14 protein-coding genes and 1 pseudogene are annotated in these 13,554 nt (G+C 71.4%); 8 read left to right on the forward strand and 7 right to left on the reverse strand.

Going from position 1 to position 13,554, the window contains the following annotated elements; all coding sequences use genetic code 11:
- Position 1 precedes the first annotated feature (1 nt).
- Positions 2 to 929 (forward strand): annotated as a pseudogene (locus tag ACGFS9_RS15615) (tyrosine-type recombinase/integrase); the annotation flags it as partial.
- A gap of 7 nt (positions 930 to 936) precedes the next feature.
- Here the strand turns inward: ACGFS9_RS15615 and sodN are convergent.
- Positions 937 to 1,332, reverse strand: coding sequence for a superoxide dismutase, Ni (sodN, locus tag ACGFS9_RS15620; protein ID WP_393253580.1), 396 nt, complete (start codon positions 1,330 to 1,332; stop codon positions 937 to 939).
- A 145-nt stretch (positions 1,333 to 1,477) separates the two neighbouring features.
- On the opposite strand from sodN, the gene sodX reads away from it, so the two are divergent.
- The gene (sodX, locus tag ACGFS9_RS15625; protein WP_164372014.1) at positions 1,478 to 1,909 is read left to right on the forward strand and encodes a nickel-type superoxide dismutase maturation protease; all 432 of its coding nucleotides are present in this window, start codon (positions 1,478 to 1,480) and stop codon (positions 1,907 to 1,909) included.
- On the opposite strand, the gene ACGFS9_RS15630 is transcribed toward sodX, so the two are convergent.
- Entirely contained in the window at positions 1,813 to 2,442 is a 630-nt protein-coding gene (locus ACGFS9_RS15630; protein WP_393253581.1) for a CGNR zinc finger domain-containing protein, read from the reverse strand. The two genes, sodX and ACGFS9_RS15630, sit on opposite strands and share 97 nt — an antisense overlap.
- Before the next feature lie 100 nt (positions 2,443 to 2,542).
- Here ACGFS9_RS15630 and ACGFS9_RS15635 point away from each other — a divergent pair, with 100 nt between their 5' ends.
- Positions 2,543 to 3,301 (forward strand): class I SAM-dependent methyltransferase, encoded by a 759-nt coding sequence (locus ACGFS9_RS15635; protein WP_393253583.1) that lies wholly within the window; start codon positions 2,543 to 2,545, stop codon positions 3,299 to 3,301.
- Between the two features lie 113 nt (positions 3,302 to 3,414).
- Here ACGFS9_RS15635 and ACGFS9_RS15640 read toward each other — a convergent pair whose 3' ends face one another.
- From ACGFS9_RS15640 to ACGFS9_RS15650, 3 genes are read right to left on the reverse strand one after another with little or no spacing between them, the layout of a single operon-like run.
- A complete protein-coding gene (locus ACGFS9_RS15640; RefSeq protein ID WP_393253585.1) occupies positions 3,415 to 4,212 on the reverse strand; it encodes an amino acid ABC transporter ATP-binding protein in 798 nt (265 codons plus the stop codon).
- Positions 4,209 to 5,138 carry an amino acid ABC transporter permease gene (locus ACGFS9_RS15645; RefSeq protein WP_393253586.1) on the reverse strand — a complete coding sequence of 310 codons (930 nt, stop codon included), beginning with the start codon at positions 5,136 to 5,138 and terminating at the stop codon, positions 4,209 to 4,211. Before ACGFS9_RS15645 ends, ACGFS9_RS15640 begins: the two co-directional genes overlap by 4 nt.
- 33 nt (positions 5,139 to 5,171) lie before the next feature.
- Positions 5,172 to 6,134, reverse strand: a complete 963-nt coding sequence (locus ACGFS9_RS15650; RefSeq protein ID WP_393253587.1) for an ABC transporter substrate-binding protein — start codon at positions 6,132 to 6,134, stop codon at positions 5,172 to 5,174.
- A gap of 539 nt (positions 6,135 to 6,673) precedes the next feature.
- Here ACGFS9_RS15650 and ACGFS9_RS15655 point away from each other — a divergent pair.
- The 4 genes from ACGFS9_RS15655 to ACGFS9_RS15670 all read left to right on the forward strand — a co-directional run bounded on the left by ACGFS9_RS15655 (position 6,674) and on the right by ACGFS9_RS15670 (position 10,324).
- A complete protein-coding gene (locus tag ACGFS9_RS15655) occupies positions 6,674 to 7,897 on the forward strand; it encodes an NADP-dependent malic enzyme (RefSeq protein ID WP_393253588.1) in 1,224 nt (407 codons plus the stop codon).
- A 505-nt stretch (positions 7,898 to 8,402) separates the two neighbouring features.
- Complete coding sequence (locus ACGFS9_RS15660; RefSeq protein WP_393253590.1) at positions 8,403 to 9,368, forward strand: zinc-binding dehydrogenase; 966 nt, start codon at positions 8,403 to 8,405, stop codon at positions 9,366 to 9,368.
- Between the two features lie 174 nt (positions 9,369 to 9,542).
- A complete protein-coding gene (locus tag ACGFS9_RS15665) occupies positions 9,543 to 9,752 on the forward strand; it encodes a helix-turn-helix domain-containing protein (RefSeq protein ID WP_148010429.1) in 210 nt (69 codons plus the stop codon).
- Entirely contained in the window at positions 9,752 to 10,324 is a 573-nt protein-coding gene (locus ACGFS9_RS15670) for a Clp protease N-terminal domain-containing protein (RefSeq protein ID WP_393253592.1), read from the forward strand. Before ACGFS9_RS15665 ends, ACGFS9_RS15670 begins: the two co-directional genes overlap by 1 nt.
- 103 nt (positions 10,325 to 10,427) lie before the next feature.
- Here the strand turns inward: ACGFS9_RS15670 and ACGFS9_RS15675 are convergent, their stop codons facing one another.
- Positions 10,428 to 11,477, reverse strand: a complete 1,050-nt coding sequence (locus tag ACGFS9_RS15675; protein WP_393253593.1) for a helix-turn-helix transcriptional regulator — start codon at positions 11,475 to 11,477, stop codon at positions 10,428 to 10,430.
- A 1-nt stretch (position 11,478) separates the two neighbouring features.
- Entirely contained in the window at positions 11,479 to 12,492 is a 1,014-nt protein-coding gene (locus ACGFS9_RS15680; protein WP_393253594.1) for a DUF4097 domain-containing protein, read from the reverse strand.
- A 163-nt stretch (positions 12,493 to 12,655) separates the two neighbouring features.
- Between ACGFS9_RS15680 and ACGFS9_RS15685 the strand changes: the two genes are divergently transcribed.
- On the forward strand, positions 12,656 to 13,522 hold the full coding sequence (locus ACGFS9_RS15685) for a hypothetical protein (protein WP_393253595.1): 867 nt from the start codon (positions 12,656 to 12,658) through the stop codon (positions 13,520 to 13,522).
- Positions 13,523 to 13,554: the final 32 nt, after the last annotated feature.

The following is a 13,554-nucleotide window of genomic DNA, read 5'->3' on the forward strand; positions in this document are numbered from 1 at the left end:
CGATGCGCTACGGATGCACCTCGTCCCTGCGCTCGGCTCCCGCGCCATGGCGGCGATACGCCGGAACGACATACGGGTGCTCTTCAAGAGCCTTTCCGAACCGCTCGGCCCCGGCAGCGTGCGCAACGTATGCGACGTCCTCGTGCGATCACGACCGTGGCTGTCGAGGACAAGGTCATCGCGTTCAGCCCGTGCCTCCGGATCACCCTTCCGCCCATGCCGGGCGAGGAGGTCGGCCCGCCCACGGTTGCGCAGGCAGAGTCCATGGCCCGCGTCATGCCGCCGTACGTCCGGGCGGCCATCGTCACTCGCCGGATCGGGCTTGCGCGCAGGCGAGCTGCTCGGCCTCAAGGTGTCGGACGTCGACTTCAAGGCGGGGGCACCATCCGCGTTGAGCGGCAGCGGCTCCAGTCGGGGAAGACCGGCCCGCCGAAGACCGCGAAGTCCCGGATTACGGTGCCGGTCGGCGAGGTCGAGGTCGCCACCGATGCTCTCCTCGCGCACCTCGCCGCACGCCCCTCCAAGGAGTGGCTGTTTACGTGGCTGTTCATGATGGAGGAGGGTGAGCCCCTGAACCGCCGCCGCTGGAAGAACGGAGTGGAACTGCACCCGCAGGGCCCTCCAGGCAGCGGAAACGAGGCAGCTGGGCGCGCGAGGGCCGCAAGCCCGTCGAGCTGGCGTGCATGGTGACACGCGACCTGCGGCAGTTCCATGCCTCCGCCCTCATCGTCGGCGGGGCGAGCGTCAAGCAGGTCGAGCCGGTCCTCGGCCACGCGTCCGCCGTGATCACGCTGCGGATCCACGCCCACCTCTGGCCGGGCGAAGAAGACCGCACCCGGACCGTCATGGACGCCGTGTTCGGCGGCATGCGGACCGGGTGCGGACACGTAGGCGAGTCGACCCACGTAATTGCAGGTCAGACGGCCTAGCCATAGATCAGGCCTGCTTCGTCTCCCAGAAGATCTTGTCGATCTGGGCGATGTAGTCCAGGGCCTTCTGGCCGGTGGCCGGGTCGGCGGAGCCCTTGGCGGCCGACAGGGCCTTCAGCGCGTCGTTGACGAGCTGGTGCAGCTCCGGGTACTTCTCGAAGTGCGGGGGCTTGAAGTAGTCGCTCCAGAGCACCGAGACGTGGTGCTTGGCGAGCTCGGCGCGCTGCTCCTTGATGACGACGGCGCGCGTCTGGAACTGCGGGTCGTCGTTTCCGGCCATCTTCTCCTGGACGGCCTTCACCGACTCCGCCTCGATGCGGGCCTGGGCCGGGTCGTACACGCCGCAGGGCAGGTCGCAGTGCGCGCTGACCTTCACCTTGGGGGCAAACAGGCGGGAGAGCATTGAGCTGTCCTTCCTCGTGATCGTCTTCTCAGGTGGGACATTACTCCGTAGGAGACCTGTTTTCGCGAGTGCCCCCGTGGGCTTAGGACAAAAGTCCAGGGTGAGACTGGGACTGGTGGACGATGGAACCGGGGAGGTGCCGGTGATGCCGGAGCTGTCGCAGGAGACCGAGCGGGGGAGGGCCCTGCTGCCCTTCGGGGCGGCGGAGGTGACGGGCCCGTCCATGGTGCCCACGCTCCAGCACGGTGATCGGCTCGTGGTGCAGTGGGGGGCCCGGGTGGGGCCGGGTGACGTGGTCGTCCTGCGGCACCCCTTCCAGCAGGACCTGCTGGTCGTGAAGCGGATCGCCGAGCGCCGCGAGGGCGGCTGGTGGGTGCTCGGCGACAACGCGTTCGCCGGCGGGGACAGTACGGACTACGGAACCGTCCCCGAGGACCTGGTCCTCGGGAAGGTGCGGTTCCGGTTCCGCCCGCCGGCCGGTCAGCGCTCGCCGTTCGCCGTCGCCCGCTGGGTGCTGGTCGCGGCCAGGCCGGTGCTGTCCGCCCGGTCGGCCTCCAGGCGCTTGCGGGCACGGTAGGCGGCGACGTTGGCGCGGGTCGCGCAGCGGTCGGAGCAGTAGCGCCGGGAGCGGTTGGTCGAGGTGTCCAGGTAGGCGTTGCGGCAGGGGGCGGCCTCGCACAGGCCGAGCCGGTTGACGCCGTGCTCGGTGAGGTGGAAGGCGAGCCCCATCGACGCGATCGCCGCGTAGCCGGCGGTGGCGTTCGACGGGTGGTCCGCCAGGTGCATGTGCCACAGCGGGCGGCCGTCGTCGTCGCGGTGGTCGTGGCCCGAGATCTGCGGGCTCACCGGGAACTCCAGGAGCAGCGAGTTCAGCAGGTCCACCGCGAGCGTCTCGTCGCCGCCGTCCGCCGCCTCGAAGACCGCGCGCAGCCGGGCCCGCACGGACCGGAAGCGGGTGACGTCCGCCTCCGTGGCGCGCCGGGCCGCCGAGGCGTTGCTCCCGAACAGGTCACGGACGGCCTCGACCGAGGTCAGGGTGTCCTTGCCGCGGGCCGGCTCCTCGCTGTTGACGAGACGGACGGCGTAATCCGCGTAATAGGCCAGTTCCACTTGTAGTCCTTACGGAGGGGCTCTATCGTCGTGACGGCGGTCAGGTAATAGATGATCGCGCCTACAGGGTATTACGCGGTCGCGTGGGAGAGGGGCTTTCATGGCCATCGGCACCGAAACGGACTGGCAGGCCTGGCAGCGGAGCTGGGACCGGCAGCAGGAGTGGTACATGCCGGACCGCGAGGACCGCTTCCGGGTGATGCTCGACATGACCGAGGCGCTCGTCGGGCCCGCGCCCCGCGTGCTCGACCTCGCCTGCGGCACCGGCACCATCACCGCCCGGCTGCTCGACCGCCTCCCCGGCGCCACCAGCACCGGAGTCGACCTCGACCCCGCGCTGCTCGCCATCGCCGAGGGCACCTTCGCGGGCGACGACCGGGTCACGCTCGTGACGGCGGACCTGAAGGACCCCGCGTGGCGCACCCGGCTGCCGTACGACAGCTACGACGCCGTGCTGACCGCCACGGCCCTGCACTGGCTGCACAGCGAACCCCTCGTGGCCCTCTACGGTCAGATCGCGGAACTCGTCCGCGACGGCGGTGTCTTCATGAACGCCGACCACATGGTCGACGAGTCGACGCCCGGGATCAACGCGGCCGACCGCGCCCTGCGGCACGCCCGGATGGAGGACGCCCGGCGATCCGGTGCCCTCGACTGGGCCGAATGGTGGAAGACGGCCGCCCAGGACCCCGTCCTCGCCGAACCCACCGCCCGCCGCTTCGAGATCTACGGCGAACACGCCGACGGCGACACCCCCTCGGCGGACTGGCACGCCCGCGTACTCCGGGAGAAGGGCTTCAAGGAGGCCCGCCCGGTCTGGCGCTCACCGTCGGACGCGCTGGTACTGGCGCTGCGCTAGCCGCCCGGGCGGTCCGCCGCTGCCCTCGCCCCGGCGCCGGCGCACCCCGGACGGGGCCCGAAACGCCGGATGCCGCCCCCTCGACGGGGGCGGCATCCGGGGCGGCGACGAGGTCAGAGGACCTTCGACAGGAACGACTTCGTGCGCTCGTGCTGCGGGTCGGTCAGGACGTCGCGGGGGTGACCGGACTCGACCACGATGCCGTCGTCCATGAACACCAGTGAGTCTCCCACCTCACGGGCGAAGCCCATCTCGTGGGTGACCACGATCATCGTCATGCCGTCCTCGGCGAGGTCCCGCATGACGTCCAGAACCTCGCCGACGAGCTCCGGGTCGAGAGCCGAGGTCGGCTCGTCGAAGAGCATGAGCTTCGGCTGCATGGCCAGCGCCCGGGCGATGGCTACGCGCTGCTGCTGACCACCGGAGAGTTGGGCTGGGTAGTGCCCCTTGCGGTCGCCCAGACCGACGCGGTCCAGCAGTTTCTGCGCCCGCTCCCGCGCCACGGCCTTGGCCTCGCCCTTGACCTGGACCGGCGCCTCCATGACGTTCTCCAGCGCCGTCATGTGGGGGAAGAGGTTGAAGCGCTGGAACACCATGCCGATGTCTCGCCGCTGGGCGGCGACCTCGCGCTCCTTCAGCTCGTACAGCTTGTCGCCCTTCTGGCGGTAACCGACCAGGTCGCCGTCCACATAGAGGCGTCCGGCGCTGATCTTCTCCAGGTGGTTGATGCAGCGGAGGAACGTGGACTTGCCGGAGCCCGACGGGCCGATCAGACAGAACACCTCGCGAGGGTTCACTTCCAGATCGATGCCCTTGAGGATGTGCGCCGGCCCGAAGGACTTGTGGACCCCCTCGGCCTTGACCATGGGACGGCCGTCGGTGGCCTTGCTGAGGTCGGTGATGCCGCTCATCGGGCCACCTCCGGACGGCGGAACGATCCGAAGAGGCGCATGTTCTTCTTCAGACGCTGCAGGGGGGTCGGGGGCAGGTTGCGGGACGACCCGCGGGCGTAACGACGTTCCAGGTAGTACTGGAAGACGCTGAAGATGCTGGTCAGGATCAGGTACCAGATCGACGCGACGAAGTACATCTCCACCACCGCCAGCGAGGTGCTGGAGATGTCCGTGGCCGCCTTGATCGTCTCGTTGAACTGGACCGCATAGGCCAGGGACGAGGTCTTCAGCATGTTGATGAACTCGTTGCCGGTGGGCGGCACGATCACGCGCATGGCCTGAGGGAGGACCACGCGGCGCAGGGTCTTGCTCTGGGTCATGCCCAGCGCGTGCGACGCCTCCGTCTGCCCCTCGTCCACCGACTGGATGCCGGCCCGGACGATCTCGGACATGTATGCCGCTTCGTTCAGGCCGAGGCCCAGCAACGCCGCCAGGAACGGCGTCATCACCTGGTTCATCTCGTCCTTGTAGAACCCCAGGTTGAGGACGGGGAACACCAGCGCGATGTTGTACCAGAGGAGCAGCTGCACGAGCACCGGAGTGCCGCGGAAGAACCAGATGTACAGCCAGGAGACGGTGCTGGTCACCGGGTTCGACGACATCCTCATGACGGCGAGGATCACGCCGAGTACGAGTCCCAGGGCCATGGCGAGCACGGAGATGTACAACGTGTGCCAGACGCCCGACAGGATCGTGCTGTCGGTGAGGTAGTCCGGGATGATGCCGTAGTTGATCTTCGCGTTGGAGAACGCGAGCCCGATCAGCGCCAGGACGGCGATGACCAGGACACCGGCCACCCAGCGGCCGTAGTGGCGCACCGGTATGGCTTTGATCTGCTCCGGCGGGACGGAGGCCGCCGGAGCCTTGTCGACAGTGTCAGTCACGGTGACTGCCCTTCAGTGTCGCGTCGGGCACGGTCAGGAGCCGCCGTTGACCTTGGCCTCGGTCACCGCGCCGTCCGTGACGTTCCACTTCTCCAGGATCTTCGTGTAGTCGCCGTTCTTGATGATCGCGTCCATCGCGGCCTGGAGGGCGTCCCGCAGCTCGGTGTTCTCCTTGCTGACACCGATGCCGTACGGTCCGGCCTCGATCTGGTCGCCGACCACCTCGAAGTCCTTGCCGCCACCCGACGTCTTCGCGTTGTACGCGGCGACCGGGAAGTCGTTCAGGTCGGCCACGGAAGCGCCCTGCTTCAGGCGGAGCAGCGCCTCCGGGTCCGTGTCGAACGTCTGCAGCGTGATGGCCTTCTTGCCGTCCTTCTTGCACTTGGTGCTCTGGGCCTTGGCGATGCCCTCGGAGGTCGTGCCCTTCTGGAGCGCCACCACCTTGCCGCACAGGTCGTCCAGGGACTGGATGCCCTTGGGGTTGCCCTTCTGGACGAGGATCGACGTGCCGGCGGTGAAGTAGTCGACGAAGTCGATACCGCTGCCGGCCTTCTTGCCGGTGTCCGAGTCGATGCCGTTCTGGCGGTCCTTCGTGTCGTTCATCGCCGACATGATCACGTTGAAACGCTTCGACTGGAGGCCGACGATCAGCTGATCGAACTTGCCGTTCTGGAATTCGAGCTTCACGCCCAGCTGCTTGCCGAGCGCGTCCGCGATGTCCGGGTCGATGCCGACGGCCTTGCCGTCCTTGATGTACTCGACCGGCGGGTACGCGATGTCGGAGCCGACCTTCAGCGTGCTCCCGGGCTTGATGTCCTTGGGGAGCTTGTCGGCGAGCGGCGCCTTGGTGCTGGACGAGGTGTCCGAGGAGCTGCCGCTCTTGTCGGTCTGGTCACCGCAGCCGGTGAGCACAAGGGCGCTGACGACCGCGATCGCACCGACCGCAGCTATCCGGGAGTGCGCGGCGGTGGTACGACGGGTGGTGCGAGCGGTCATGAGGGTCCTCCGGCGGATGAGGGAGTAGCCGACAGGTCGACGAGAACACACACCTTCGAGTGTCGCGACCTCGTGTGATGACGGCATCCTGCCATTCGGACTGCGCCATTCAGGGTGACCGCTATGTCAAAATCGGATAACGGGTGACCCCCGAACCGCTACGCGCCGGTAGGTCCTGACCGGATCCTGTGCGGGAATCCCCGCTTCCGGCCGGAAAATCTTCGGTGTACCGCGCGATGCGGAGGGCCGCTCCTACGCACCCTCTGTCGAACGAGCGCATGTCCGGAATTGTCAATGGATCAGGGCATGAGTCATGTCACCGGCGTGTGATCTTGGCGTTATGGGCTCGTCCGCGACACCGTGCGTCGGGTAAGAAGGTTCTCTACACCCCTCATCCGGGGCTCAGGGCGCGTGTGCGGCGCGCCCGTCGCGCAGCCGCCCGTACGCAACCACGGCGGCAGGGCCTGCGCGGTGCCCGCCCACCCCTCAACCAGGAGTGGTTCACCCTCAGACAATGAAGACTTAAGGGGTAAAACAAAGTGGCAGCGGAGATCGTCAATCCTCGCAGCGACAGCAGTACGGATCAGGAGGGCGGGGCCGAGCCCCTCGACTCCTTCGACCCGGCTTTCGCGCTGCACCGCGGCGGCAAGATGGCAGTGCAAGCCACCGTGCCGGTCCGCGACAAGGACGACCTGTCCCTGGCGTACACGCCCGGCGTCGCGAAAGTGTGCAGCGCGATCGCCGAGCAGCCGGACCTCGTCCACGACTACACGTGGAAGTCGTCCGTGGTCGCCGTCGTGACCGACGGCACGGCCGTCCTCGGACTCGGTGACATCGGCCCGGAGGCCTCGCTCCCCGTCATGGAGGGCAAGGCCATCCTGTTCAAGCAGTTCGGCGGCGTCGACGCCGTTCCGATCGCGCTCGGCTGCACGGGTGTCGACGAGATCGTCGAGACCGTGGAACGGCTCGCGCCCTCCTTCGGAGGGGTCAACCTGGAGGACATCTCGGCACCCCGGTGCTTCGAGATCGAGCGGAAGCTCCAGGAGCGCCTGGACATCCCGGTCTTCCACGACGACCAGCACGGAACCGCGATCGTCACGCTCGCGGCCCTGCGCAACGCGGCCCGGCTGACGGGTCGCTCCATCGGGTCGCTGCGCGCGGTGATCTCCGGTGCGGGCGCGGCCGGTGTGGCCATCGCCAAGTTCCTGCTGGAGGCGGGCATCGGCGATGTCGCGGTCGCCGACCGCAAGGGCGTGGTGTCGCGCGACCGGGACGACCTCACGGACGTCAAGCGCGAGCTCGCCGAGATCACCAACAAGGCCGGTATCTCCGGCTCCCTGGAGTCCGCGCTCGCGGGTGCCGACGTGTTCATCGGCGTGTCCGGCGGCACGGTGCCGGAGCCGGCGGTCGCCTCCATGGCGGAGGGCGCCTTCGTGTTCGCGATGGCCAACCCGAACCCCGAGGTCCACCCCGAGGTCGCCCACAAGTACGCGGCCGTCGTCGCGACCGGCCGGTCGGACTTCCCCAACCAGATCAACAACGTGCTGGCGTTCCCCGGCATCTTCGCCGGTGCCCTCCAGGTCCGGGCCTCCCGGATCACCGAGGCCATGAAGATCGCCGCCGCCGAGGCGCTGGCCGCCGTCGTCGGTGACGATCTCGCCGCCGACTACGTCATCCCCTCGCCGTTCGACGAGCGGGTGGCGCCGGCGGTGACGGCCGCCGTGGCCGCCGCGGCCCGCGCCGAGGGCGTCGCCCGCCGCTGAGGCCCGCGTTCGCCGTGACCCCGTCGGAAGGGTTCCTCCTTCCGGCGGGGTTCTCGCTTTTCCGCCGTCCTGTCCCTGTCCGGTGCCGCCTCCGCCCACTCAAGCGGGGACCGTCACCGTCCCGGAAGCCGGGGTCCTGACACCCGGTCCCCGGCCCCTGGTGCGCGGTGCGCGGTCTCCGATCCCCGGCCCCCCGGCCCCCGCCCCCTGGGTCACCGGCGCCCGGTGCACGATCCCCAGTCCTCGATCCCCGGCCCCCCCCGATGACCGATCGCCGGTGCGCGGTGCGCGGTGCGCGATGCCCGGTGCCGGGTCTTCGGGCCTCCGTCCCCCGGGGTCGCGCGGACCGGGGGCCTTCGGGTCCGGGGGTCCCGTCCACCGGCGCCCTCGTGGCCGGGTGGCGGGCGGCGCGAGGGAGGTGAGAGCGAGATCGCCGCAGGTGCGGGACGCGTGTCACAGAGGGAGGCGGTTCCGCCGGGCGGGGGCGGAGCCTATCGTCAGGGCCATGTTCGCTGCCTATGCCGCCCGAATCGACCGTGACCAGCCGCTGAACGGCCTGGAGTTGGGGGAGCGTCCGGCTCCCGAACAGAGGCCCGGCTGGACCACCGTGAACGTACGGGCCGCCTCCCTCAACCACCACGACCTCTGGTCCCTGCGCGGAGTCGGCCTCGCCGAGGACAAGCTCCCGATGATCCTCGGCTGCGACGCGGCCGGGGTCGACCAGGACGGCAACGAGGTCGTCCTGCACTCCGTCATCGGGCAGACCGGCCACGGGGTCGGCCCCGGAGAACCCCGTTCCATCCTCACCGAGCGCTACCAGGGCACGTTCGCCGAGCAGGTCTCCGTGCCGACCTGGAACGTCCTGCCCAAGCCTCCCGAGCTGTCCTTCGCGGAGGCGGCCTGTCTGCCCACCGCCTGGCTGACCGCGTACCGGATGCTGTTCACCAACGCCGGAGTGCGGCCGGGCGACTCCGTGCTCGTGCAGGGGGCGGGCGGCGGAGTCGCCACCGCCGCGATCGTGCTCGGGAAGGCCGCGGGGCTGCGGATGTTCGCCACCAGCCGGGACGAGGCCAAGCGGAAGCGGGCGCTGGAACTCGGCGCCGTCGAGGCGCTGGAGTCCGGAGCCCGGCTGCCGCACCGCGTGGACGCCGTCATCGAGACCGTCGGCGCGGCCACCTGGTCGCACTCGATCAAGTCGCTGCGTCCCGGTGGCACCGTCGTCATCACCGGGGCCACCAGCGGCGACCGTCCCTCGCACGCCGAGCTGACGCGCATCTTCTTCCTCGAACTCAAGGTCGTCGGTTCCACGATGGGCTCGAAGGACGAGCTGGAGGATCTGCTGGCCTTCTGCGCCACCACCGGCGTGCGGCCCGTCGTCGACGAGGTGCTTCCGCTCGACCGGGCCCGCGAAGGGTTCCGGCGCCTCGAAGCGGGCGACCACTTCGGCAAGATCGTGCTCACGTCGGGCTGACGGCCGGCCCGCCGGCCGAGCGGGCATCAGGCAGGCGCCGGGCGGCCGATCGTGGCGCCCTCCATGCGACGGGTCCGGATGTCCGGGCCCGTCGCCGCGTCTGCGCGGGTCGTTCTCGGGTGCCGCGTGTCAATCACGGTTGACATGTGGCGGGTGTCAACGTAAGTTGACATCATGACCGAAGCAACGGATCTGGCCGAGCGTGCCGGTGATCGCGATCCGCGGATCGGCCTGCGGGCGGTCTCCGCGCTGCGAAGGCTGCTGGAGCAGCTGGAAGCGGTCCAGGTGCGCAGCGCGCGCCATCAGGGCTGGTCGTGGCAGGAGATCGCCGCGGAACTCGGAGTGAGCAGGCAGGCCGTGCACAAGAAGTACGGGAGGCAGTGATGTTCGAACGCTTCACACGGGATGCGCGGGCCGTCGTCACGGGGGCGGTGGCGCACGCCGAACGGTCGGGCGCGGCGGCGGTCGAGGAGGAGCACCTGCTGCTCGCCCTCCTGGACCGTGAGGGCAGCCGGGGCTCCTTCGCCCTGGGGTCGCTCAGGGCGGGCGCGCCGAGGGAGTCGCTGGAGCGGGACCTCGCCGCGGCGCGTCGTCGCGGCGGACTGTCCCGCGCCGACGCGGACGCGCTGTCCGGCCTCGGCATCGACCTGTCGGAGATCGTCGCCCGGGTCGAGGAGGCGCACGGCGAAGGGGCTCTGGAGCGGGGCGGGCGGAGCGGTTCCGGGCGCCGCGGCGGCCGGCGGCCCTTCGGTCAGGGAGCCAAGGACGTCCTGGCCCGGGCTCTCCGGGTCGCCGTGGCCCGCCGGGACCGCCATATCGGTGACGAGCACCTGCTCCTGGCCCTCACGCTTCAGGGCGGCCTCGCCTCCGAGGCGCTCGCCGACCACGGCGTCACCCACGGCTCGGTGACCCGCCTGCTGTACGGCGAGGGAGGCGGGGTGGCCGAGGCGGGGTGACCCGCCGGGGCGGCGCGCCCCGGCCGGCCGCGATCGGCAGACGCCGGGAGAGCCGCGCGCCCGGGAGAGGGTGCCGGGATCATGGAGCCCCGGAGGGGACCGGCTATCCCCGCTCGGTTCTCAGCGTCGACGCGATCCGGGCCGCGGCTGCCGACAGGTGGCCGCGGGCCTGCCGGAGCTGGGCCTCCGTCACGCCGTGGTCCCGGGAGGCGTCGCGGATGTCGTCACGGAAGCGGTCCAGCAGGCGGTCCAGGTCCCGGGCCGGATCACCCGTCGACTCCTCGTGGGCCCAGGCGGGCGCGTACTCCGCGGGGAAGTCCTCCGGCGTCGCCGTGTACTCCGGCTCGGTGGGGGCGCCGGACGGGGTGCGGCCGAAGCCGAAGTCCTTGCCCATGTTCTTCCCGAAGTCGCCGAACTCCTTGGCCAGTTCGGTCAGTCCCTCGCGGACGCCCGTCGGCCAGTCGCCCCGCGCGAAGTGGTCCTGGACCTGGTCCTGGACGTGCTTGGCCATGCGCTGCATCTCGGCCTGGGCCTGGGCGCGGGCCCGCTCCTGGGCCTCCTTGGCCTGGCGCCGGGCGCGCTGGGCCTCGTCCCGGGCGCGCCGGCTCTCGTCCTTCGCGCGCCGGGCCTGCTCCTTCCACTCCTGGCGGACGCGGCGCATCTCCTCCTTGGCCGCCCGCCAGGACTCCTTGTCCGCGAACTCCTCGGCGCCGGCGGCGCCCGCCGCCGAGGCGGCGTGCTGCCCGGCGGAGGCGGACGGGCCGCGCCGGGCCTCGGTGGCCGCGGCCCGCATCTCGCGCCGCAGGTCACCGGCGGCACCCCGCACGTCGGCGCGGATCTCGGCCGCCAACTCCGCGACCGACTCACGGATCTCCAGCTCCAGGTCGGCCAGCTCGCCACTGCGGTCGGCCAGTTCCGCCCTGCCCGCGTCCGTGATGGCGTACACCTTGCGGCCGCCCTCGGAGGTGTGGGTGACGAGTCCCTCGGCCTCCAGCTTGGCGAGCCGGGGGTAGACGGTGCCGGCCGAGGGCGCGTAGAGCCCCTGGAAGCGCTCCTCCAGCAGCCTGATCACCTCGTACCCGTGGCGGGGCGCCTCGTCCAGCAGCTTCAGGAGGTACAGGCGCAGTCGGCCGTGGGCGAAGACGGGGGGCATCTCAGAGCACCTTCTTGTCGGTGGGGGCGTCGGCCGGGCGGTCGCCGGTGGCGTCGCCGCTCGCGGTGCTGCCGTCCTGCCCGGCCGCGGCGGGCGGGCCGGCGGGCTCGCGGGCCACGGGTGGCTCCTGCTCGGCGGCGGCCTCCGGGGCGGCCGTCTCCTGCCGCGGGTGGGCGGGCGCCGGCGTGCCCTCGGGGGGCTCCTCCTCCGCCGGAGGGCGGCGCAGCAGGGCGATGGAGCCCGAGGCGGTCACGGCCCGGAGTCGGCCGTTGCCCGCGCCGAGGCGGCCGGTGATCTTCTTCGCGCCCCACTGGCCGGTGACCCGGAGGTCCTCGAAGGCGCTGGAGACGGTGCCGCTGGCGGTGTTGGCCTCCACCTCGGCGTCGGCCGGGTGGGGGAGCCGGATGGCGATCTCGCCCGACACGTTCGACAGTCTGACGTCGGTGGGGGCGCCCGTCTCGTCCAGGTCGACGATCATCGAACCGCTCACCGAGTCGGCTCGCACGGAGGGGCCGGAGCCCTCGACGACGGTCAGGTCGCCGGAGACGGACTTGAACCGGAGGTCGCCGGTGACGGCCTGGGCCTCCAGGTTCCCGGAGACGGTGTCGACCCGGGCGGGCCCCGCGACGCCGACCAGGGTCGTGTCGCCGGTGACGCCCTTCACCTCGACCCGTCCCTCCATGCCGGAGACCACGGCGGCGGCTCCCACCAGGCCGACCTCCACCCGGGTGCCGGCCGGCACGGCCAGCGACACCACCGCCGAGCGGTGCCAGCCCCTGGAGTCGAACCACTTGAGGAAGCCCTTCCAGGGCAGGTCCTCGTAGGCCACGGTCAGGGTGCCGTCCTGCTGGGTCACCTGGAGCGGGGGCCCCTCCAGCGCGGACACTTCGAGGCGGGCGGAACCCTCGTCGGTCCCCACGACGTTCACCGTTCCGTTGACGACGCGCACGTGCAGTGCCGTCACGGGGTCGTCGAAGGAGAGCTTCTGCGGCTCTGCCACGGACCACTCGGACATGGTGCGGACCTCCTCCACCGGGCCGGGCCCGTGACCGGGCCCGGGACGGACGCGCCATATCGCGTCCTCGTCATTCACGATATATCGCGGATGCGGAAAGTCAAGACACTCGTTTCGGGGGCATCGAAGCGCCGATACGGACAAAACGCCCTAAGGTCGGACCATGCCGACCGCCCCCGACGCGCCGCGGGACCACGACGGCCCGCCCGGCCCGCCGGACGACGGCCCGGCCGGTTCCGCCGGCGCCCTCCTGCTCTGCCGGGCCCGCCCCGGGTCGGTCGCCCCCGCCGCTCCACTGCTGCGCGAGCGGGCGGTCCTCGTCGGCGCGGGAGCCGGGTGGAGCGTGCTGGTCCCCGAGGGGCGGCCCTGGCGGCACGACGCCGAACCGGTGGACCGCGTCCTGACCGGCTGGGCCACCGCGCTCGCCGTCGGGTCGTCCTGGCCGGTGCTCGCCCTGTGGTGGGACGCCGACCGCGGCGGCTTCACGCTGGCGTCCGGATTCCGCCGCCCCGTGGGCTACGAATGGCTGGCGGACGGCACCCCGGTCGGCGAGGACGAGGCGGTGCGCACCTTCGCGGCCCGTCTCGGGCTCGACCCGGTCCTCGACGTCCAGGCCCTCGAACCGCTGACGCGGCCCGATCCCGAGGCGGACGCCGCGGCACGCGTGCGGGGGCTGCTCGCCGTCCTCACGCGCGCGGGGCTGCTGCTCCCTCCCGGCCTCGACCCGGGGACGCCGGCCGACCGGCTGCACGCCGCGGCCGGCGCCCTGCCCGACGCCGAGCCGGTGGAGTGGGCCGACCGGCGCGGCGCCGTCGAGGCGGGGCTCCACGCGGTGGAGGGCGGCCCGCTCGGGCCTTGGCTGCGCGGGCCCCGGGCCCGCGCCCTGGCCGCCGCCCAGGTGCTCCTCGGCGTCCCGCTCGCCGCCTGGGGCCTGCGGCACCGCGGCGGCGGCTGGGTCGTCGCCGGGACGGTCCTGACGGCGCGCGGCCTCCTCGGTCTGGCGTACGACCGGCTGCGCACCCGCGCCTGAGGGGTCCCCGGCCGCGGCACGGACGGCCGGTG

The organism is Streptomyces sp. NPDC048566 (assembly GCF_043199735.1).
In the GTDB taxonomy this organism is placed as follows: Bacteria; Actinomycetota; Actinomycetes; order Streptomycetales; family Streptomycetaceae; genus Streptomyces.